The 20,502-nt window shown below is 35.1% G+C and carries 25 protein-coding genes and 1 pseudogene; 25 read left to right on the top strand and 1 reads right to left on the bottom strand.

Annotated features, from left to right (window positions below; genetic code table 11):
• Window positions 1-52: 52 nt before the first annotated feature.
• The 4 genes and pseudogenes from ACFFIS_RS00505 to ACFFIS_RS00520 all read left to right on the top strand — a co-directional run.
• Window positions 53-1,165, top strand: a pseudogene (locus ACFFIS_RS00505) (ribonucleotide reductase barrel domain-containing protein); the annotation flags it as partial.
• A gap of 401 nt (window positions 1,166-1,566) precedes the next feature.
• Complete coding sequence (locus tag ACFFIS_RS00510) at window positions 1,567-2,031, top strand: hypothetical protein (RefSeq protein WP_320379152.1); 465 nt, start codon at window positions 1,567-1,569, stop codon at window positions 2,029-2,031.
• A gap of 378 nt (window positions 2,032-2,409) precedes the next feature.
• Window positions 2,410-2,829 (top strand): transcriptional regulator MntR, encoded by a 420-nt coding sequence (gene mntR / locus ACFFIS_RS00515; protein ID WP_320379151.1) that lies wholly within the window; start codon window positions 2,410-2,412, stop codon window positions 2,827-2,829.
• Between the two features lie 78 nt (window positions 2,830-2,907).
• Entirely contained in the window at window positions 2,908-3,807 is a 900-nt protein-coding gene (locus ACFFIS_RS00520) for a patatin-like phospholipase family protein (RefSeq protein WP_390185726.1), read from the top strand.
• Window positions 3,808-3,822: 15 nt separating this feature from the next.
• On the opposite strand, the gene ACFFIS_RS00525 is transcribed toward ACFFIS_RS00520, so the two are convergent.
• Window positions 3,823-4,200 (bottom strand): SA1362 family protein, encoded by a 378-nt coding sequence (locus ACFFIS_RS00525; protein WP_390185727.1) that lies wholly within the window; start codon window positions 4,198-4,200, stop codon window positions 3,823-3,825.
• A 245-nt stretch (window positions 4,201-4,445) separates the two neighbouring features.
• On the opposite strand from ACFFIS_RS00525, the gene ACFFIS_RS00530 reads away from it, so the two are divergent.
• From ACFFIS_RS00530 to ACFFIS_RS00630, 21 genes are all read left to right on the top strand, one after another.
• Entirely contained in the window at window positions 4,446-4,946 is a 501-nt protein-coding gene (locus ACFFIS_RS00530) for a YqhR family membrane protein (RefSeq protein WP_320379147.1), read from the top strand.
• Between the two features lie 79 nt (window positions 4,947-5,025).
• A complete protein-coding gene (gene aroQ, locus ACFFIS_RS00535; protein WP_390185729.1) occupies window positions 5,026-5,472 on the top strand; it encodes a type II 3-dehydroquinate dehydratase in 447 nt (148 codons plus the stop codon).
• 18 nt (window positions 5,473-5,490) lie between these two features.
• Complete coding sequence (locus tag ACFFIS_RS00540) at window positions 5,491-6,552, top strand: M24 family metallopeptidase (RefSeq protein WP_320379805.1); 1,062 nt, start codon at window positions 5,491-5,493, stop codon at window positions 6,550-6,552.
• 42 nt (window positions 6,553-6,594) lie between these two features.
• On the top strand, window positions 6,595-7,152 hold the full coding sequence (gene efp / locus ACFFIS_RS00545; RefSeq protein WP_320379146.1) for an elongation factor P: 558 nt from the start codon (window positions 6,595-6,597) through the stop codon (window positions 7,150-7,152).
• 139 nt (window positions 7,153-7,291) lie between these two features.
• Window positions 7,292-8,251, top strand: a complete 960-nt coding sequence (gene spoIIIAA / locus ACFFIS_RS00550) for a stage III sporulation protein AA (RefSeq protein ID WP_320379145.1) — start codon at window positions 7,292-7,294, stop codon at window positions 8,249-8,251.
• Window positions 8,220-8,732: a stage III sporulation protein SpoIIIAB gene (gene spoIIIAB / locus ACFFIS_RS00555; protein WP_390185732.1), complete on the top strand. Its 513-nt coding sequence runs from the start codon at window positions 8,220-8,222 to the stop codon at window positions 8,730-8,732. Before spoIIIAA ends, spoIIIAB begins: the two co-directional genes overlap by 32 nt.
• 55 nt (window positions 8,733-8,787) lie before the next feature.
• Window positions 8,788-8,991, top strand: a complete 204-nt coding sequence (gene spoIIIAC, locus ACFFIS_RS00560) for a stage III sporulation protein AC (protein WP_320379143.1) — start codon at window positions 8,788-8,790, stop codon at window positions 8,989-8,991.
• Window positions 8,992-9,000: 9 nt separating this feature from the next.
• The gene (gene spoIIIAD, locus ACFFIS_RS00565) at window positions 9,001-9,396 is read left to right on the top strand and encodes a stage III sporulation protein AD (protein WP_320379142.1); all 396 of its coding nucleotides are present in this window, start codon (window positions 9,001-9,003) and stop codon (window positions 9,394-9,396) included.
• 15 nt (window positions 9,397-9,411) lie between these two features.
• The gene (gene spoIIIAE / locus ACFFIS_RS00570) at window positions 9,412-10,593 is read left to right on the top strand and encodes a stage III sporulation protein AE (RefSeq protein WP_390185733.1); all 1,182 of its coding nucleotides are present in this window, start codon (window positions 9,412-9,414) and stop codon (window positions 10,591-10,593) included.
• Between the two features lie 10 nt (window positions 10,594-10,603).
• Window positions 10,604-11,230, top strand: coding sequence for a stage III sporulation protein AF (gene spoIIIAF / locus ACFFIS_RS00575; protein WP_320379140.1), 627 nt, complete (start codon window positions 10,604-10,606; stop codon window positions 11,228-11,230).
• A complete protein-coding gene (gene spoIIIAG / locus ACFFIS_RS00580; RefSeq protein WP_390185734.1) occupies window positions 11,227-11,856 on the top strand; it encodes a stage III sporulation protein AG in 630 nt (209 codons plus the stop codon). The genes spoIIIAF and spoIIIAG overlap by 4 nt, the downstream gene beginning before the upstream one ends.
• Before the next feature lie 16 nt (window positions 11,857-11,872).
• On the top strand, window positions 11,873-12,424 hold the full coding sequence (locus ACFFIS_RS00585) for a SpoIIIAH-like family protein (RefSeq protein WP_320379138.1): 552 nt from the start codon (window positions 11,873-11,875) through the stop codon (window positions 12,422-12,424).
• A 343-nt stretch (window positions 12,425-12,767) separates the two neighbouring features.
• Window positions 12,768-13,271, top strand: a complete 504-nt coding sequence (accB, locus tag ACFFIS_RS00590; protein WP_320379137.1) for an acetyl-CoA carboxylase biotin carboxyl carrier protein — start codon at window positions 12,768-12,770, stop codon at window positions 13,269-13,271.
• 14 nt (window positions 13,272-13,285) lie between these two features.
• Window positions 13,286-14,644, top strand: coding sequence for an acetyl-CoA carboxylase biotin carboxylase subunit (gene accC, locus ACFFIS_RS00595; protein WP_390185736.1), 1,359 nt, complete (start codon window positions 13,286-13,288; stop codon window positions 14,642-14,644).
• Window positions 14,645-14,648: 4 nt separating this feature from the next.
• Complete coding sequence (locus tag ACFFIS_RS00600; protein WP_390185737.1) at window positions 14,649-15,044, top strand: Asp23/Gls24 family envelope stress response protein; 396 nt, start codon at window positions 14,649-14,651, stop codon at window positions 15,042-15,044.
• 371 nt (window positions 15,045-15,415) lie between these two features.
• On the top strand, window positions 15,416-15,805 hold the full coding sequence (gene nusB / locus ACFFIS_RS00605) for a transcription antitermination factor NusB (protein WP_390185739.1): 390 nt from the start codon (window positions 15,416-15,418) through the stop codon (window positions 15,803-15,805).
• A gap of 23 nt (window positions 15,806-15,828) precedes the next feature.
• Entirely contained in the window at window positions 15,829-16,680 is an 852-nt protein-coding gene (gene folD, locus ACFFIS_RS00610; protein WP_320379136.1) for a bifunctional methylenetetrahydrofolate dehydrogenase/methenyltetrahydrofolate cyclohydrolase FolD, read from the top strand.
• Window positions 16,677-18,017 (top strand): exodeoxyribonuclease VII large subunit, encoded by a 1,341-nt coding sequence (gene xseA, locus ACFFIS_RS00615; protein ID WP_320379135.1) that lies wholly within the window; start codon window positions 16,677-16,679, stop codon window positions 18,015-18,017. Before folD ends, xseA begins: the two co-directional genes overlap by 4 nt.
• A gap of 4 nt (window positions 18,018-18,021) precedes the next feature.
• Window positions 18,022-18,252, top strand: a complete 231-nt coding sequence (xseB, locus tag ACFFIS_RS00620) for an exodeoxyribonuclease VII small subunit (RefSeq protein WP_320379134.1) — start codon at window positions 18,022-18,024, stop codon at window positions 18,250-18,252.
• Window positions 18,253-18,254: 2 nt separating this feature from the next.
• A complete protein-coding gene (locus tag ACFFIS_RS00625; protein ID WP_390185740.1) occupies window positions 18,255-19,139 on the top strand; it encodes a polyprenyl synthetase family protein in 885 nt (294 codons plus the stop codon).
• A 725-nt stretch (window positions 19,140-19,864) separates the two neighbouring features.
• Window positions 19,865-20,473: a hypothetical protein gene (locus tag ACFFIS_RS00630; protein ID WP_320379133.1), complete on the top strand. Its 609-nt coding sequence runs from the start codon at window positions 19,865-19,867 to the stop codon at window positions 20,471-20,473.
• The last annotated feature ends 29 nt before the right edge of the window (window positions 20,474-20,502 follow it).

Genomic DNA, 20,502 nt, shown 5'->3' on the forward strand with positions numbered 1-20,502 from the left:
GGGAGGATGGAAAAAGTGGTAAGAAGACCAACTCGTCTGTCCTCTACCCGACCCGCTCGCTCCATACTCAGTCTGTAACTTAGCAGCGGTTAATTTAGCGGAAATGGCTAATAAAGAAACAAAGTCAGTCAACTTTGAAAAACTAAAACAAACGGTTGAAACCGGCGTAAGAATGCAAGATAATGTCATAGATGCTACACCTTACTTTCTTGAAGAAAACAAAAAACAAGCATTAGGAGAACGTAGGGTTGGTTTAGGCGTAATGGGATTACATGATTTATTAATTTATTGCGAAACGGAGTATGGATCAAAAAAAGGGAACGACCTTGTTGATCAGATCTTCGAAACAATAGCTACTACAGCTTACCGTGCGTCTGTTGAGCTAGCGAAGGAAAAAGGAAGTTTTCCATTTTTAGTTGGTGAAACACAGGCGGAAACTAGACAGCTGCGAGAAGCATTTATTAATACAGGATATATGAAACAGATGCCTGAAGATATTCGCAACGGTATTTTAAAATATGGGATTAGGAATTCACATTTATTAACCGTTGCCCCAACTGGAAGTACAGGTACGATGATAGGTGTAAGCACAGGACTAGAACCATATTTTTCATTTTCTTATTATAGAAGCGGAAGACTTGGGAAGTTTATTGAAGTAAAGGCAGATATTGTCCGAGCATATTTAGAAGAGCATCCAGAACAAGATCCAAACAATCTTCCTGAATGGTTTATCACAGCAATGGAATTATCACCGGAGGCACATGCCGATACACAATGTGTTATACAACGATGGGTAGATAGTTCAATATCCAAAACAGTTAACGCGCCTAGAGGATATACTGTTCAGCAAGTAGAAGAAGTGTATCAACGGTTATATCGCGGTGGTGCAAAAGGTGGAACGGTTTACGTTGATGGAAGTCGTGACAGTCAAGTCCTTACATTAAAGGCTGAGGAAAACTCATTTGAACAGACAGAGTTATTACTTGAAGACGATAAGCCAAAAGTTGTTTTAATGGATACAATTCAAGAGCTAGAACACACGAATGTCACGTTTGGAAATGAAGTTGGCAATACTTGCCCTGTTTGTAGAAAAGGTAGTGTAGAAGAATTGGGTGGCTGTAACACGTGTACAAACTGTGGTGCACAACTTAAATGTGGACTATGATATAGGTAAGATGTGTGAAATTGTGGAATTGAAATAAAGTTGCGATGTTTGTAATATGATGCGATGAAGCACCCCTTAGATTATAGTTGTCTAGGGGTGTTTTTATGGCTAAAAGAGTTAGCTCAACACAAGTCGAAAAGTGGATTCAAGAAGGTCGTGGTTCTGGAGTTGGTGCGATTATAAGCCATGGTTAAATATTTAAGACGTTTTATCATTAGGAAGGTCTACTTGTTTAAAAGGTATTAAGATGAAGCGACAAACTAACAAGCTACTTAATAAAATGATAGAAAAAGTTCAAGGCCCTCAGAAATATAAAGTCGTATTTGGATAAGTGCATCAATACGACACGGAAAATATATAAAGAACAATTGGGCGTACTTCGATAAAAAAGGGATAGTGAAATGACAAAGTATAATGAAGTTGAGTACTGGGATTTGACAGAGAATCCTAAAAATGAAATTTACAAAAGTCTTATAAAAGTTCTATGTAATAATTCAGATAGCTTTTATTTTATCACTAGGAAAGAACTTAAATACAATAAAGAAGTGATTGCACAATTTGAGCCTTATGTTACAGAGACTTACAAAACAAAAAAATGGGCGAGAACAGAAACTAAAGGTCCTGCTGCAACAGTTTTTGTTGTGGATTCTAATAAGGAAACCTATAAGTTATTAGTTAAATATGCAAATAGCTTATATGACTGGATTGCTCCAGGATTACCTGAGGACTTAACATTTATAAAAAATGACTTTATTTGGTTTTCGTGTACGACACACGAGGAATTTGCAGGTTTTTCAATTCGCTCAGATTATTACAAGAATCTAATATTTGGAATAGAAGGTTTGAAGTTAGAACAAATAGAATAATATTTATTCATCAATCGGTCGCCTTTCTGGAGCAAGAAAAGATACCCTGACTTATTTATGATAATCAAAAAAGCATCGTGTACAGTTTATTAAATCATGGTTTAAATAGATACTGAAAAGTAGAAAGTAATCAAATTTTATTATAAAAACTGTACAATATTTGACATTGGGTCACTATGAATTGATAAATAATAAACAATATGATGCTCGCGGTTTGCAAAACTTTTTAATGCAAAAGTTTTGCTATTTTTAATAAAAGCCAAATCCTTCGTGAATACTGACAATATGAATAACTTGTATTAAAAGAATAGTTACGGTATCCTTAATATGAAACAGTTTTGCCTTGGATAAAAAATTATTCATGGAAAGAGGGATATCATGCCAACTCCAAGTATGGAAGATTATATTGAACAAATATACAATTTAATTGAATCAAAGGGATATGCCCGCGTATCAGATATTGCTGAAGAATTAATGGTGCACCCATCTTCTGTGACAAAAATGGTACAAAAGCTAGATAAAGATGATTATTTGGACTACGAAAAATATCGTGGTTTTGTTTTGACTGATAAAGGTAAGAAAATTGGTGAACGACTCGTTTTTAGGCATGAACTACTTGAACAATTTCTTGAGATAATAGGTGTGAAAGAAGAAAACATATATAATGATGTCGAAGGAATTGAACATCATCTCAGTTGGAATTCTATCGATCGGATTGCTGATCTAGTCCATTATTTCAAAGAGGATAAAACACGAGTAAATAACTTACTAAGTATACAAAAGGGTGTAAAAAAGTAAAACCGTAACTTCTAGTTCTTTTTTTCTTTCTTTTGCTTAAACTATAGTAAATGTATGTTTAAGAGAAGGAGAGACTATATGAAGGTAGATGCTGTTTTTTCTGGTGGAGGGGTGAAAGCTTTTGCGTTTGTTGGTGCACTCGAAAGTATTGAAGAAAATGGGATACAATTAGAAAGAGTCGCAGGAACTTCCGCAGGGGCAATTGTTGCTTCGCTTATTGTAGCTGGTTATAAAACAAAAGATATTCATACACTCATTACACAATTAAATATAGAATCATTTTTAGATCCACCGAAATTAACAAAAATAATACCTGGAACGAAATGGCTTTTTCTATACTTCCAAATGGGCTTAAATCGGGGAGACAAACTAGAATATTGGTTATATGAACAATTAGCCAAACAGGAAATTTACAATTTTGGCGACGTTCCACAAGGATATTTAAAATTAGTAGTAAGCGACCTTAGTCTTGGCAGGCTAGTCGTCATTCCAGATGATTTACAAACCCTTTATGGCATAGATCCAAATCTATTCCCCATTGCAAAAGCGGTTAGAATGAGTGCGGGTTTTCCATATTTTTTTATGCCTAAAAAATTACATGGAAATGATATGGGAAAAAGTTTTATTGTAGATGGTGGTCTTCTAAGTAACTTTCCATTATGGATTTTTGAAAATAAACCCCAAACAAGAACCATTCCAAAGCGACCGATATTAGGTGTGAAACTTAGTGAATCTACTCAGATGGTGAAACCAAATAAAATAAAAAATGCGCTTGACATGTTTTTAGCACTTTTTTCGACAATGAAACAGGCGCATGATGCACGATATGTATCAAGTGCAGAAAAAAATAATATCATTTTTATACCAGTACATCATGTTGGAACGACTAATTTTTATATTAGTGACGAAGAAAAACAAGCGCTGATTAAGCTGGGAAAAGAGCGAGCTAATCAATTTTTACGTACATGGGAAAAATAAAGAAAATCGAGCTATTTAAGCTCGATTTTTTCTTTTTGACTTATTACCTTCAATTACACTTAAGTGCGAGGGGCGTTTTCTTAATTTCTTTTGTGTGCTGACTGCTTGGGGGTGCTGTGTGCGTGTATGACTGGCTTTCTCATTACTCTGATACCTTTTTTTAGATTGCTTCACAGCCTGACGATATTTTTTCATTTCTTGATTGGATGCACTGCCCGTTCGATTACGAGTAAATACGAAATATAAGATACCGAAGAGAATGGCTGCAAATACAATGGAAAGAAAGATACTAGTAAGAAACTTCAAGGTATTTGTAAATAATGAAATGCCTAAACCAATGATGGCTAAGACAATCACGACATAAAACATTTTTGTAATGAAATTCCGAAGCATCAGATAAGCTCCTTTCACGTTATCATAAAAAGGCAATTATTACTTGGTTATGTGAGCTACTGCGAGTCACATATATATATAAAGGATTGTATGTAACACTATAACTTCAATAGTTAGTCTACCCTATTTCAGTCATTGTCATTCTATTTTACTAAAATTTTTCTCTAATAACTAGTTATCCACTATTTCATTTTAAACGTTTTTTTTAAAAAGATTGGAGATAATATGAAGTAGAGGTGATGAATATGAGTAAACAACTGCAAGTACAGGAAAAAAACACCAGTGAAGGATCTCTGTTTTTAAAATCTCTCTCCATCGGTTTTGTTGGTGGTTTGTTTTGGAGCTCTATTGGAGTTTTCCTCTATTACTTTAATATGTCTGAAGTGGCACCAAAATCGTTTTTGTTAAGATCTTGGATAACGGAAAGCTGGACGGAGCATTGGTTAGGACATGTGATTTCAATTATATTAACTGGCATCTTGTCCATGGTTGCTTCTACTATTTATTATGGAATATTACGGAAAACATTAGCGTTATGGACAGGTATTGTATATGGACTTGTTTTATGGGGAGTCATTTTTTTCGTTTTACATCCACTATTTATGAATGTACCAGCTATTCATCAGCTTGATATGAATACGATTGTTTCGACATTATCTCTTTATGTTCTCTATGGTCTATTCATTGGCTATTCAATCTCTTATCATTATTCTGATGTACAGAGTAGAAAAGAAGTGAATAATTAGGTTTATTGTTATAATTTATATGCTAACTTATGGTAAAATATAAAGGCCAATCATCTTACTCGTTAAAGGAAGGAAAGAAATGCATCAGCAACTTCTATTATTAAATGGACCTAATATTAATTTGATGGGAAAACGTGAAAAAGAAGTCTATGGTAGTTTTACGCTAACGGATATAGAAAATGAAGTTCAGCGTGTTACAAATCAATATGGATTTTCCTTAGCATGTATGCAATCAAATTCTGAAGGAACATTAATCGATTGTATTCAAGAAGCAGATAAAAAGTATGATGGTGTCATACTCAATCCAGCAGGGTATACACATACAAGTGTTGCATTACGTGATGCAATTCTCGCCATCAATACGCCTGTTATTGAAGTTCACATTTCTAATATTTATAAACGAGAATCATTTCGACATACGTCGATAACGGCAGCGGCATGTATCGGACAAATTACTGGCCTAGGCTTATACGGTTACAATTTAGCAGCACAAGCTATCGTAAACTATGTAAAAGAAATGAATTAAAGGGGGAAGAATGTGAAAATGAATAAGCTAAATCTTTTAAGACAAGCACTTGTAGAACAGAAGCTAGATGCGTTGATTATTACGAATCCTTTTAACAGACGTTATATGACTGGATTTACTGGGACTGCGGGTGTAGCTATTGTAAGTGAAAAGGCAGCTATTTTTATAACGGATTTCCGCTACACATCACAGGCAACGACACAAGTGAAAGATTTTACAATTGTAGAACATAAACAGGGGCTAGAGCAGGAAGTAAGTAATCAATTAAAAGAAATACATGCTAAAAGAATTGGATTTGAAAAGCATGATATGTCATTTGCTACATACGAACAGTATCAGGATGTAATTGATGGGCAATTAATTCCAACGAGTGAACTTGTGGAAAGATTACGCATGATCAAGTCTGACGAAGAACTACTCGTAATGAAGAAAGCTGCTGAAATTGCAGATGCTGCTTTTGAACATATTCAAGGGTTTATTAAACCTGGTGTGAGGGAAATAGAAGTTTCAAATGAATTGGAATTTTACATGCGTAAACTAGGAGCTACATCATCAAGTTTTGATACGATTGTGGCTTCAGGTTTTCGTTCTGCATTACCTCATGGAGTTGCTTCTGAAAAGGAAATTCAAAATGGTGAACTTGTAACACTTGATTATGGGGCACTTTACAATGGGTATTGTTCTGATATTACGAGAACGGTTGCTGTTGGAGAAATAAGTGAAGAATTAAGAACGATTTATAATACAGTTCTTGAAGCGCAATTAATTGGAGTTAATGGTATAAAACCAGGAATGACAGGTAAAGAGGCTGACGCTTTAACACGAGATTACATTACAAAGGCGGGCTATGGACAATATTTTGGCCATTCAACAGGACATGGCTTAGGAATGGAAGTACATGAAGCGCCAGGTCTTTCGTATCGATCAGATGTGAAATTGGAAGTCGGAATGGTTGTGACCGTTGAGCCTGGTATTTATATTCCACGTGTAGGCGGATGTAGAATTGAAGACGATATCGTTATTACTAAGGATGGAAATGAACGATTAACAACGTCGTCTAAAGAGTTAATTATTTTATAAGAAACACGTGTAATAAGCTAACATGAAAGAGGAGGATTTCATTTGATTTCTGTAAACGAATTTAGAACTGGATTAACAATTGAAATGGATAACGCTGTATGGCAAGTGGTTGATTTCCAACACGTAAAGCCGGGAAAGGGTGCTGCATTTGTACGCTCTAAGCTTCGTAATTTAAAAAACGGCAATATCCAAGAAAAGACATTTCGTGCAGGTGAAAAGGTAGAACGCGCGCATGTTGAACATAGAAAAATGCAATATCTATATGCATCAGGTGATTCACATGCATTCATGGATACAAGTAGTTATGAACAAATTGAACTACAAAGTAACCAAATTGAATATGAGTTAAAATTTATTAAAGAGAATACGGAAGTTTCCGTTATCACGTATCAAGGGGAAGTAATTGGTATTGATTTACCAAATAATGTTGAATTAGAAGTAGTTGAAACTGAACCGGGAATAAAAGGAGATACAGCAAGCGGTGGTTCTAAGCCTGCTAAATTAGAAACGGGCTTAACTGTTCAAGTTCCATTTTTTATAAATACTGGCGATATGCTAGTTATAAATACGTCAGAAGGAAAATATGTTTCTAGAGCTTAATAAACTTCAAATGACAAAAAACAGTCTAATCATAGGCTGTTTTTTTTATGTCATATTTTCATGATAGATACATACATTTATTTATAGATGTGAATGTGTACAAGAACTAAATGGAAGAGCTAAAAGAGTGGTGGGTAAAATGGATGAAATATTACGTTTGTTTCCTAAAACTTATCAAGATACCATGCAAAAGCAAATAGGAAATAGGTGGGGAAAACTTCAAGAAATACGTTTACGTTTACGTCAACCAATTGAACTTATTTTTGATCACCAAGTGGAATGGATGGAAAATCTTGTTCCGCATGAACGTATCGCAACATATGTAATGAATCAGTTAAGTGAGTTCTCGTTATACCGACTGGAAGATGAACTAAGATTAGGATTTATTACAATTGAAGGTGGGCATCGAGTTGGTTTATCTGGAAAAGTGAACACAATCAACGGGGCAGTAAAAGCAATAAAATATATAACATTTCTGAACATCCGGATTGCAAAACAAAAGATTGGTGTTGCCAAACCACTAATTCCATATTTGTTTGAGAGAAATACTTATGTAAATACATTAATTGTAGGTGCACCACAGACTGGAAAAACGACATTAATTCGAGATCTAACTCGAATGATTTCTACAGGTTGGAAGTATGTTCCAGGGAAGAAAGTCTGTGTGATTGACGAGCGTTCTGAAATTGCGGGATCCATCAAAGGGATTCCGCAACATGAAGTAGGCCAGCGCACCGATGTCTTAGATGCGTGTCCAAAAGCAGAAGGTATGATGATGATGATTCGCTCTATGTCTCCAGAGGTACTAATTGTGGATGAAATTGGTAGTCATCAAGATGTACAAGCTTTATTAGAAGCAGTACATGCTGGTGTCGTCGTTATTTGTACGATACATGGACAATCATTAACTGAATTAAAAAAACGCCCATCTTTAGCTTTATTATTTGAACAAAACGTATTTTCACGTACCGTAATAATCGAAAACAACGTAGGGTTACCAGGAAAAATTAAATATATTTACAATGGACAGGAAAAAAATATTTATCAGAAGTCGAGGTGTTTACCTGGTGAAATGGATCGGGGCACTTCTGTTCATTAGTACAACTACATGGGCAGGATTTGAATGGAGTAAGCGACTAGTAAACCGACCAAAACATATACGACAACTAAAGAATGCATTACAAATTTTAGAAGCTGAAATATTGTATAGTCAAGCACCATTGATAGATGCATTTGAATTAATAAGTAAGCAAATTCCTAAACCAACGAAGTACTTTTTTCAAATGTTGACAAGCGACTTAAATAAAAATAAAACGGACTTTCTAGAAATATGGGAAAAAGGTGTTGCGACGTATATGAAACAATCAAGTTTAGGACCAAATGAAACGGAAATCTTATATCAATTTGGAAGGACGTTGGGACAACATGATTTTACCCAACAACAAAAGCAAATCGTACTAACTCTTAACCATTTAGACCGAGAATTACAGGAGGCAAAAGCAAGTGAGGCAAGATATGCAAAAATGGCAAAATCATTAGGATTTCTATGTGGTCTATTTATCGTCTTGCTTTTAATGTAAGGTCCATGAATGAAAAACGGAAACACTAATTTAAAGCGGAAGGGGCACATGATCCATGTTAGATGCAACAGTCTTATTTCAAATCGCAGGAATCGGCATCATAGTAGCACTAATCCATACGATCTTAAAGCAGATGGGAAAAGAAGAAATAGCACAATTTGCAACACTTGCTGGATTTATTATCGTATTGGTAATTGTTATTAATAGCCTGTCAGATTTGTTTCAACAAATAAAATCTGTGTTCCTATTCCAAGGGTAGATGCAATAGATGGATATGATCCAAATTGTAGTGCTAGGATTGATTGCTAGTTTGCTATATATCATTGTAAAAGAATTTAATGGACCTTTTGGATTTTTTATTATTTTAGTAACAGGTATTGTCATTTTTTTAGCAATCATCAAGCAAATTGGGGTTATTTTTCAATTGATTCAAACATTAGGTCAACGTGCGGCAATAGATGGTATGTATATAGAAACGATTTTAAAGATAATTGGTATTGCTTATATAACAGAGTTGGGGGCTAGTATGACAAAAGATGCAGGATTAAGTGCAGTTGCATCGAAAATTGAATTAGCAGGAAAAATATTTATTTTACTAATGGCTATTCCGATTATTACAGCAGTAATTGAATCCATATTAAACTTTTTGCCACTAACTAATTAGTACTTGAGAGGAGTAATGAATGTGAAAATCAGGAGGTTGTTTGTTGCATTTGGTTTTTTTTTACTCCTTTTCAGTTCATCTCCCCAATATGTTAAAGCGATAGAAGAACAGGAGGAAGTGGAAGATGCATTAATAAATGAAATATCTCTTCAAGGTATGCAAGATTATTGGAATGAGTTGGTCCAAGAATACGGAGGCTATTTACCAGATTTACATAAGACGGGCATTTATGATTTTATAAAAAATGACGAAAAGTTCTCTATAAAACAAGTACTACTTGGTGCTCTAGAGTTTTTAATTCATGAGATTATTTTAAATGGCAAATTATTAGGTATGTTATTTATGCTTACATTATTTTCTGTGTTTTTACAGACGATGCACAATGCATTTGATAGAGGTGCAGTAAGTAAGATTGCATATTTTGTCGTATATATCGTTCTATTATTTTTGGCGTTAAATAGTTTTTATACAGTTGTTTCCTATACCAAGGAAACAATTGATATGATGAGTGGATTTATGATTGCATTAATTCCACTCCTATTAGGCTTAATGGCGACATTTGGAAATTTGGTTGCAGTGTCATTTTTTCATCCCATCATTATTTTCTTAGTAAACGCTAGTGGGGTCATCGTTTCCAAGTTTATTTTACCATTATTATTTATTTCGGCTCTATTATTAATTGTAAGTAATTTGAATGAAGAATATAAAGTGACGCATTTAGCAAATCTGTTTCGAACTGTTAGTTTGGGCGTTTTAGGTGGCTTTTTAACCATTTTTATAAGTGTCATGTCCGTACAGGGTGCTGCAAGTGCGATTCAAGATGGAATTGGTATGAAAACGGCAAAGTTTATAACTGGTAATTTTATTCCCGTTGTAGGTAGGACATTCACAGATGCGGCGGATACCGTATTGAGTGCTTCTTTATTATTGAAAAACGCAGTTGGAATCGTTGGTGTTGCAATAGTAATTTTTATCTCGCTATTTCCGGCCCTGAAAATTTTCACAATCGCACTTATTTATAAAATTGCCGCAGCTGTGCTTCAACCGATTGGGGATGGTCCAATTATTAAAAATCTAAACTTAATAAGTAATTATATATTTTATATGCTTGCATGTTTACTAGCTGTTTCATTTATGTTCTTTATTGGAATCGTCATTATTGTAGCTGCAAGTAATTTAACCATGCTACTTCGTTAGGATGATGAACATGGATCTACTTATCCAATGGGTTACCCAAATTATTATATTTTTATTGATTGCTACGTTGGTTGATTTAATCATTCCACAAAACGCTATGAAAAAATATATTAAATTAGTTGTGGGATTAACGTTAGTATTAATATTTTTAAAACCAATATTTCATCTTTTTCAGTTTGATATAAAAAGCGAGATAAATGCGACGAGTACACAACATTTAGACGAGTTAGAGGGAACTCTTGCATTAGAAAATTTAATTGAAAATCAAAAAAGAGATATAGAATCGACGCAACATGCATATATTTTAGAACAAATGGCTGTCCAACTCAAAGAAATAGCAAATCCATCATTAATTGAGGAACATCAAATCGAAATTACAGAAATTACTTTCACATTTTTGTTGGAAGAACAATACACCTTTGAAAACTTGGAAGAAGTCATTGTTTATGTACAAGAAGCACGAGATGGGGAGGGAGTAATCTATGCAGTTGATGATATTGTAATTGACACAAGTGAACCATCGAATAGTGAAACAGCCACAGAGGAAGATGTAGATGATATCGTTGATTTTCTTACAGAGAAATGGCAATTAGACGATAAGAAATTAATGATTAGATGGGGGGGAGGATCTAGTTGATAAATAAAATAAAGGAATGGCTGCAGTTTACCGATGATAACCAAAAGAATAAAAGACCACTAAAATCATATGTCATATTAATTGGTTTACTCGGACTGCTTTTTATGATTCTCGGAAATGTATTTTCTCCCTCAAAAAAAGAGGATCAAGTAGAATTTAATTTGCCTAAAGAATCAAACGAAGAATCGACGGAAACAAATGCAAACTCACCAACCATGACAGCAGATGTCAATGAATTGGAAACGACATATAAAAAACAATTAGAAGCAATGCTCGAAAATATTCAAGGTGTTTCTAATGTGGAAGTAATGATTAACTTAGATTCTACGAATGTAAAAGTATATGAGAAGAATCTTATTACTGGTAAACAATTAACAGACGAGAATGACAAAAATGGTGGTAATCGCCAAATCGAAGATAACACAGAAGAAACACAAGTAGTAGTCGTAAGACAGGGAGACAAAGAAACACCATTGCTTGTTCAAACGAAAAAACCACCAGTACGAGGCGTATTTGTTGTAGCAAAAGGTGTAGAACAAGCATCTGTTAAGCAATGGGTTGTTGAGGCGGTATCCCGTGTATTAGATGTACCAACTCATCAAGTTTCTGTACTCCCAAAAAAATAAGGAGGATGATGGAAAGATGTTAAAAAAGCAAACAGTCTGGTTATTAACGATGTTAAGTTTAATGGTTGTTTTAAGTGTCTACTATATTTTATCACCAGGTAATAATGATCTTGCTTATATTGATGATGGTAAAAAAACTGAAAATAAAGAAACTACGGTTGACTCTGCAGCGGAAGAAGGAGATGCAACAGTAGAAGATATTAGCCCAGGTAAGGATGAATTGTTTACGACATTGAGAATGGATTTAGATGATGACAGAAGTCGTGCAATTGCTAGATTAAAAGAAGTTGTTGCAGCTAGTGAAGTATCAACCGAGGAGAAAAATAAGGCATTGGATGATATTACAGAAATAGAACAAACAACAACGAAAGAAACAACGTTAGAGAAGACAATAATTGCTGCAAATGAATATGAGGACGTTTTAGTTAGATCAAATGGAGAGAAGGTTCATGTACACGTCAAGATAGATAAATTAACGAATGAAGAAGTTGTACAAATCATGCAGATGGTTCGGGACGAATTTGGAGATGTGAAGGTCGACGTAAATTATCAACAAACTGAAGGATAAAAAAAGTACCGGGTGTCTATTTACCCCGGTTTTTTTATTGTTTCTTAAGGCTAATGTTTCGTAACGTTGAAAGGTCACCAGCAGAGGGATTTATTTCAATCATGACATTTAAAAGATAGAAACTAAATGAATAGAGTCCATCCGAAAACAAGTGAGTTATTTTGCTATCGTATATGTAAGTTGTTGTATTTCGGATTGATTAAGTACTATTAATGTAATGAAGGCAATTAAAAAATATAATAATTTTAACGCATGTGTTGATGTTTCATGGTGTTTTATCGTAATATATTAAGAGGAGTTATTAATACCTAATATAACATGATAAACAAGGGGTGTAACTTTGATGTTAAAAGTACAAGAGATTCGTGAACTAATAAAATTAATTGACCAATCAACAATTGATGAGTTTACTTATGAAACAAATGGTACGACAGTTACGATGAAAAAATCTACCGCAACAAAGGTATCTGAACCACAACTGACGGAAATTATAGAAAAATCTCAGGCAATAGAGACTGAAAATAAACCGAATGCTGTGGTAGAAGTTGAAAAAAATATACAAACCGCTGAAAACGCACAAGAACAAGTACAAGCACAAGTGAACTACGATGCTGAAATTGTTTCACCGATGGTTGGGACGTTCTATCGTGCACCAAATCCAGAAAGTGATCCATTTGTATCTGTGGGGACAAGCGTCTCAAGCGAAACAACTGTCTGTATCGTGGAAGCAATGAAATTATTTAATGAAATTGAAGCGGAAGTTAGTGGTGAGATCGTGGAAATATTAGTGAAAGATGGGGAGCTAGTTGAATACGGCCAACCACTGTTTAGAGTAAAATCGATGTAAGGAGACGAACGCTAGTGATAAAAAAACTATTAATAGCTAATAGAGGCGAAATTGCAGTACGAATTATTCGAGCTTGCAAGGAAATGGGAATTGCGACCGTATCTGTTTATTCACAAGCTGACGAAGAATCTTTACATGTACAGTTGGCAGACGAGGCATATTGCATTGGCCCAGCAGCTAGTGCGGATAGCTATTTGAATTTCACCAACATCATGAGTGTTGCAACACTAACAAAGGTTGATGCTATCCACCCAGGTTATGGATTTTTGGCTGAAAATGCCGATTTCGCAGAATTGTGTAAGGCTTGTAACATTATATTTGTTGGACCTTCACCAGAATCTATTCAAAAAATGGGTATGAAAGATGTTGCGAAACAAACAATGGAAAAGGCGAATGTACCAATTGTTCCAGGATCCAAAGGGATTATTGAAAACGAAGAAGATGGTAAAATTGTTGCAAATGAGATAGGATATCCAGTTATTATTAAAGCAACTGCTGGTGGCGGTGGAAGAGGAATACGTGTAGCGAGAAATGAGGAAGAGCTAGTTAAGGGAATTCGCGTTACACAAAAAGAAGCTGAAACTGCATTTGGTAATCCTGGGGTATATATCGAAAAATTTGTGGAAGATTTCCGCCATGTTGAAATACAAGTATTAGCTGATCAATACGGAAATGTGGTACATTTAGGTGAAAGGGATTGTAGTATTCAACGCAGATTACAAAAATTGATTGAAGAAACACCATCTCCTGCAATTACACCTGAAATAAGAAAAAAAATGGGTGAAGCTGCTGTTAACGCAGCAAAGGCTGTTCATTACGTAGGAGCAGGAACTGTAGAATTTATCTTTGATCGAAAAAGTAATGCGTTTTATTTTATGGAAATGAATACACGCATACAAGTGGAACATCCTGTTACGGAAATGGTGACAGGTGTTGACCTAATAAAAGAACAAATAAAAGTGGCAAATGGTGAAAAATTATCTTTTGCTCAAGATGATGTTACATTTGATGGATGGTCGATAGAATGTCGGATTAATGCAGAAAATCCTTATAAAAATTTTATGCCTTCACCTGGAGAAATAAACATGTATATTCCACCTGGAGGATTTGGTGTTCGAATTGATTCTGCAGCATATACTGGCTATAAAATACCACCACACTATGATTCTATGATTGCGAAGTTAATTACGTATGGAAAAACGCGTGATGAGGCGATACAGCGAATGAAGCGCGCATTAGAGGAATTTATAATTGATGGTGTTCATACTACAATACCTTTTCATAAGCAGATCATGGAGCATGAAGTTTTTAAAGATGGGGACTTTAATACTGACTTTCTAAAAGAGTATCCTATATTCGGTACGAAGGAGTGATAATATGGCTGAACAATCATTGGTAAATGTTAGTAAAAATACTGGGTTAGGTAAAGTGGAAATTGCCCCAGAAGTGATAGAAGTAATTGCGGGGATTGCCGCTTCGGAAATCGACGGTTTAGCTTCAATGCGTGGTAATTTTGCAACTGGAGTAGTAGAACGCTTTGGGAAAAAGTCACATAGCAAAGGCGTTAAAGTGGAACTAACGGAAAATGCTATTTTAATCGATTTATATGTAGTATTAAAATTTGGTTTCTCCATTCCAGAAGTAGCACAAAAATTACAGACAAATATACGACAAGCTATTAAAAATATGACGGCATTAGAAATTGCTGAAATAAATATTCATGTTGTAGGTGTACAAATGGAATCGGATAACTTAGATGAACAAAATAAATAGCAACATGCCAAGGCTAAAAGAATCGTAATTCTTTTAGCCTTTTTTATGAGGTGCTTTTACTACTCATTGTCGACCTTATGCTTTTAGTGACTAGTAAACTTCCACTGCGATAAGTCAACATCGGTTCGTTGTTTCAAAGGAAGGTCAGACTTAAAGCGGCTTTTCATCGAATCCCTCTTTGGCATGAGGTAGTTTGTACGTCGTTAAGCGGAATCATTCGCTTTTCTTTGTCATTTTCTTTATAAAATGTTTATACTAAAATTAGATTACGGCTACTAGGTTGCAATGAATATAAATGAATCGTTGTAAATAGCATTGCTCCTGTAATCATGTTATTATTTGAATGAGATATTATTGAAGGAGTTATGCAGATGAATAGGCACAAAGCAAGGGAAAAAGCATTTCAAATCCTTTTTCCATTAGATATTAATGAACTAGAGGTAAAAGATGAAATCAATAATCAGGAAGATGCAGAACTAGTTTCATCCGAATTTTTGCAAGAACTTGTAAAAGGAGTAATACAAAATAAACAAGCAATTGATCAATATATTTCCGAAAGCCTTAAAAATTGGACCATTGATCGTATTGCAACTGTAGAAAAAACGATTTTAAGAATAGCAACATATGAAATCATCTTTCGTGAGGATATCCCAGTAGGGGTATCTATTAATGAAGCAGTAGAATTAGCAAAAGTATTTGGTGATGAAAAATCAAGTAAATTTATTAATGGTGTTTTATCGAATATTATTAAAGATAAATAAAGTGAAGTAGGGGGAGGATATTCATGTCAACTATTATTAGCGGAAAAAAATTGTCCCGTGATATGAGAGAAGAGATGAAATTGGAAATTGATCAGTTGAGGAAAATTGGTATCAAGCCTCATTTAACTGTCATCATTGTTGGAGATGATCCTGCTTCTGAATCGTATGTACGTGGTAAGGAGAAAGCTTGTGATGAAATAGGAATGGATTCAACTATTCATAAGTTACCAAGTTCGACTTCAGAAAAAGAACTTCTAATTGAAATTAACAAGCTAAATGAAGATTCATCTGTCCACGGAATTTTAGTGCAACTTCCCTTACCGGCACACATCCATGAACAAAAAGTGATTGCATCTATTCATCCGGACAAAGATGTAGACGGGTTTCATCCAACAAACGTTGGGAAAATGCTGACGGGTCAAGATACATTTTTACCTTGTACTCCATACGGTATTATTACGATGCTTCGCTCAATTAATGTAGAACTAGAAGGAAAGCATGCCGTTGTGATTGGCAGAAGCAACATTGTAGGAAAACCAGTGGGACAACTCTTATTAAATGAGGACGCAACAGTAACATATTGTCATTCAAAAACAACTAACTTGCAGCAATATACGAAGACGGCTGACATTCTAATTGTCGCTGTTGGGAGACCACATGTCGTCAATGCCGATCATATAAAAAAAGGTGCCGTAGTGATTGACGTAGGAGTAAATCGCCTAGAAAATGGTTCATTAACAGGTGATGTGAATTTTGAACAAGTAAAAGACGTTGCATCATACATCACGCCTGTTCCGGGTGGCGTTGGTCCAATGACGATTACAATGTTGTTGAAAAATACAATAAAGGCTGCTAAAGGATTGGCAACAAGTTGAAAGATAAGTATTTAACCGTTACTGCATTAACTCGATATATTAAAAGGAAAATAGACCTGGACCCACATTTACAAAATATATGGTTAAAAGGTGAAGTATCTAATTTTAAGCATCATAATCGTGGCCATATGTATATGACAATTAAAGATGAACAAACCCGTATTCAAGCAGTTATGTTTGCCGGACATAATCGATTTCTAAAGTTTCAACCAGAGGAAGGCATGCGCGTTTTAATTAAAGGGGAAATAAGTGTCTTTGAAACAAATGGTCAGTATCAACTTTATATTCAGCAAATGGAACCCGATGGAATAGGTGCATTATATTTAGCGTATGAACAACTGAAGGATAAATTAATGAAAAAGGGATATTTTGCTGTAGACAGAAAAAAGCCGATTCCCTCATTTCCACATCATATCGGTGTTGTCACTTCACCATCAGGTGCAGCTATACGAGATATTATTACGACATTAAAAAGAAGATACCCATTTGTTACAATTACAGTAATTCCAGCTATGGTACAAGGACAACTAGCTGCAGAATCGATAAAAAATGCAATAGAAATAGCTAATAACAAAAAAGTGTTTGACGTACTTATTATTGGTCGAGGTGGAGGTTCAATTGAAGAACTTTGGCCATTTAATGAGGAAATAGTGGCAGATGCCGTGTATAACTCAGCGATTCCAATCATTTCAGCTGTTGGTCACGAAACAGATACAACAATTTGTGACTTAGTAGCTGATATACGGGCTGCGACTCCTACTGGAGCAGCGGAATTAGCTGTACCATCGCGAATTGAACTTCAGGATAAAGTAAAAACAACGCAACGTTTATTACAGGCTATGATGAAACGCATGATTGTACATAAGCAAAAGGAAGTCGAACGATTAAAACATGCATATGCTTTTCGTTATCCACAACAATTAATACAAGAAAAAGAACAAGCGTTAGATCGGCATATGGAACAGTTAGAAAAATCCATCAAGAACTATATGGCTAATAAGACACAAAAACTAGAGCATTTACAAGAACGACTACTATTAAAACATCCACTAAAGCAATATAACGAATCGGTTAAAAGTTATAAAAAAGTGATACAATTATTAGAAAAGGCGATAAACCAAAGTATACAACGTCAAGAAATAGCGTTAGCTCGAAACATGGAAAAGCTTACGATATTAAATCCATTGGAAACGCTGAAAAGAGGCTTCGCTATTGCGTACACTTCTTCGGGACAATTGATTAAAACAAAGGATCAAATTAATAAAAATGACCAGATTGTTGTAACAATTCCCGATGCGAAATTAAGTTGTACAGTGAATGATGTAGAGGAGAAATAAACCAATGAGTAAAAGTGAAGTATCATTTGAAGAGGCATTAGAACAATTAGAAGTTATTGTAAATAAACTAGAAGAAGGAAATGTTCCGATTGAAAAGGCGATTGATTATTATCAAGAAGGTATGAAATTATCGAAGTTATGTAGCGACAAGTTGCAAAGCGTGCAAGAAAAAATGGTGCAAATTGTGAATGAACAGGGAGAAGTAGAATCTTTTGATTTACGAGAGGAAGAATAATTTTGGATATTACCTTAAATGGGTTCATTGCAACGGTACAAGAAATGATGGAAAAAGAATTAAACAAGCATTTTAAACATGAACATTTTCCTAAAGTATTGAAAGACGCAATGCTTTATTCGCTAGAAGCAGGTGGGAAAAGACTACGTCCTGTTTTACTTGCTGCTAGTTATGGGGCTTTTCAAACTGGAACAGATAAGATCCTTACTTCAGCTGTAGCATTAGAAATGATTCATACATACTCATTAATTCACGATGATTTACCAGCAATGGATAACGATGATTATCGACGAGGTAAATTGACGAATCATAAAGCATTCAATGAGGCAATTGCTATTTTAGCGGGTGATGCTTTGTTAACTTATAGTTTTGAGATTATAGCAAACGATCCTTTATTGTCCAGTGATGAAAAAGTGACTATCCTACAAATGTTGTCACGCGCAAGTGGGCCTCATGGCATGGTTGCAGGTCAAATTTATGATATGGAAGCTGAGGACAAAGCTATTTCGCTTGAACAATTGGAAAATATACATGCTTTAAAGACGGGTGAATTAGTAGGATTTGCTGTGAAGGCAGGTGCTTTTTTAGGAAACGCTTCAGAGGAACAACTAAAGCATTTGGAGAAGTTTGCCTATTACTTAGGTATTTTATTTCAAGTGCAAGATGATATTTTAGATATTGAAGGCGACGAAGAAAAACTAGGAAAATCGGTTGGAAGTGATATCGATCAAAATAAAAGTACGTATCCAAAATTATTAGGGTTAAATGGAGCTAAAAAGTTAAAATTAGAATATGCAAATAAAGCGAAAGAATCACTAAAAATGGCACAAGCAAATACTGACATACTTATGAATCTAATTGATCATTTTAGTCAACGAGATCATTAGAATAGCTATTCTCGAAAATTGTCAAATAGCAACATAAGCAAGATGTTTTTTTGAAATCATTATGGTATAATATATTTAAAAGGGATGGTGCAGTATTCTAGTCAGTCCTCCATTTCTGAAGGCGGGGCTAAAAATCCGCTAAAGGGCACATCGATGAAGTTCCTTGTGTCGGCTTGAGGCGCCCAGCCTTGGGTTGATGCTGGGAGTTAAGGTTTTTGGGCGATCCACAAAGGCATGTGGGCGTTGACCCGATTACCGCGGAGGCCCATCTCTGTAGTAGTAGCTGAGCCTAGTTGCTATTATGGAATGGGGTATGAACCTGCATAAATAGGCAAGGGAAGCTACATGTGCAGCGTAGCCTGCCTTGCGTGGTGCTTTGAGGGGATTAGAGTCATAAATAGTCATTCGGGTGGCCACTGAATGTCTGTTTTTATCTCTATGAAATCAACACTGCAAAAGAGGCTAGGAAATGGCTAAAGACTGTTGAGGAAATCTCCTAGACTGTTCATCAGACATTTAAATGGGATTATAGTGTGGACTAAGTGGTAATCCAGTCTAGCGCTTGGTGACAAGGCTAAAATGGATTTAAAGGGGAACCGCCTTTATGGCAACATAGGGTATTCATTTGGGAAAACCTACTGGACCTAAGCCACAGTTTTTACCATTTAAATGACCATTCCTGTACATAACGCATGTCATGAATTTGCGAATTATAGAGGTATACTATGGAAGCTAAAATAAAAAGTTCGATTAAATTTAGTTTAACAATCGCCGTTATCACTTTTGTGTTAGCGGCTATTTTTTCAGTTATTTCATCTTCAATTTTAAGTAAAGTAATGTGGGTTGTTGGTCTCGCAGTTGTATTAATTATTATTTTAATTGGTATTTTATTTGATATGCTAGGAATCGCTTCAACATCGGCTTCTGAAGCGCCATTTCATGCCATGGCAGCTGAAAAAGTACCTGGAGCGAAAGAAGCTGTATTGATTATTCGGAATGCAGATAAATTTGCTAGTTTTTGTAACGACGTGATTGGTGATATTTCTGGAATTGTTAGTGGTACTGCTTCAGGTCTTGTGGTTTTACAGATTGCAGCTATTTTAGGCCAGGGAGAAGGTACGACGACACAAATTACATTATCTGTCATCTTAACAAGTCTTGTCGCGGCGATAACAGTTGGCGGTAAAGCAATTGGTAAATATTTTGCAATTCATTCATCAACTAAAATTATATTTTATGTAGGAAAATTTATTGGGTTTACCCATAATAAATTTAAAATTAATTTATTTCCATTTTTAAATGAACCCAAAAATAAAAAGGACAAAAAGAGATAACGTACCCTTTAAATAAAATTGTAGAGGAA

Origin of the sequence: Paracerasibacillus soli (genome assembly GCF_042432965.1) — a bacterium.
GTDB classification, from domain to species: domain Bacteria; phylum Bacillota; class Bacilli; order Bacillales; family Amphibacillaceae; genus Paracerasibacillus; species Paracerasibacillus soli.

Bases quoted from the DNA above. Each gene is read 5' to 3' on its own strand.
- ACFFIS_RS00520 (WP_390185726.1), top strand. From the start codon at position 2,908: ATGAAGGTAGATGCTGTTTTTTCTGGTGGAGGGGTGAAAGCTTTTGCG.
- ACFFIS_RS00510 (WP_320379152.1), top strand. From the start codon at position 1,567: ATGACAAAGTATAATGAAGTTGAGTACTGGGATTTGACAGAGAATCCT.
- ACFFIS_RS00525 (WP_390185727.1), bottom strand. From the start codon at position 4,200: ATGCTTCGGAATTTCATTACAAAAATGTTTTATGTCGTGATTGTCTTA.
- ACFFIS_RS00585 (WP_320379138.1), top strand. From the start codon at position 11,873: ATGTTAAAAAAGCAAACAGTCTGGTTATTAACGATGTTAAGTTTAATG.
- folD (WP_320379136.1), top strand. From the start codon at position 15,829: ATGTCAACTATTATTAGCGGAAAAAAATTGTCCCGTGATATGAGAGAA.
- mntR (WP_320379151.1), top strand. From the start codon at position 2,410: ATGCCAACTCCAAGTATGGAAGATTATATTGAACAAATATACAATTTA.
- ACFFIS_RS00530 (WP_320379147.1), top strand. From the start codon at position 4,446: ATGAGTAAACAACTGCAAGTACAGGAAAAAAACACCAGTGAAGGATCT.
- xseB (WP_320379134.1), top strand. From the start codon at position 18,022: ATGAGTAAAAGTGAAGTATCATTTGAAGAGGCATTAGAACAATTAGAA.
- ACFFIS_RS00600 (WP_390185737.1), top strand. From the start codon at position 14,649: ATGGCTGAACAATCATTGGTAAATGTTAGTAAAAATACTGGGTTAGGT.
- accB (WP_320379137.1), top strand. From the start codon at position 12,768: ATGTTAAAAGTACAAGAGATTCGTGAACTAATAAAATTAATTGACCAA.
- spoIIIAE (WP_390185733.1), top strand. From the start codon at position 9,412: ATGAATGTGAAAATCAGGAGGTTGTTTGTTGCATTTGGTTTTTTTTTA.
- spoIIIAF (WP_320379140.1), top strand. From the start codon at position 10,604: ATGGATCTACTTATCCAATGGGTTACCCAAATTATTATATTTTTATTG.
- aroQ (WP_390185729.1), top strand. From the start codon at position 5,026: ATGCATCAGCAACTTCTATTATTAAATGGACCTAATATTAATTTGATG.
- spoIIIAD (WP_320379142.1), top strand. From the start codon at position 9,001: ATGGATATGATCCAAATTGTAGTGCTAGGATTGATTGCTAGTTTGCTA.
- ACFFIS_RS00630 (WP_320379133.1), top strand. From the start codon at position 19,865: ATGGAAGCTAAAATAAAAAGTTCGATTAAATTTAGTTTAACAATCGCC.
- nusB (WP_390185739.1), top strand. From the start codon at position 15,416: ATGAATAGGCACAAAGCAAGGGAAAAAGCATTTCAAATCCTTTTTCCA.
- ACFFIS_RS00540 (WP_320379805.1), top strand. From the start codon at position 5,491: ATGAATAAGCTAAATCTTTTAAGACAAGCACTTGTAGAACAGAAGCTA.
- spoIIIAC (WP_320379143.1), top strand. From the start codon at position 8,788: ATGTTAGATGCAACAGTCTTATTTCAAATCGCAGGAATCGGCATCATA.
- spoIIIAA (WP_320379145.1), top strand. From the start codon at position 7,292: ATGGATGAAATATTACGTTTGTTTCCTAAAACTTATCAAGATACCATG.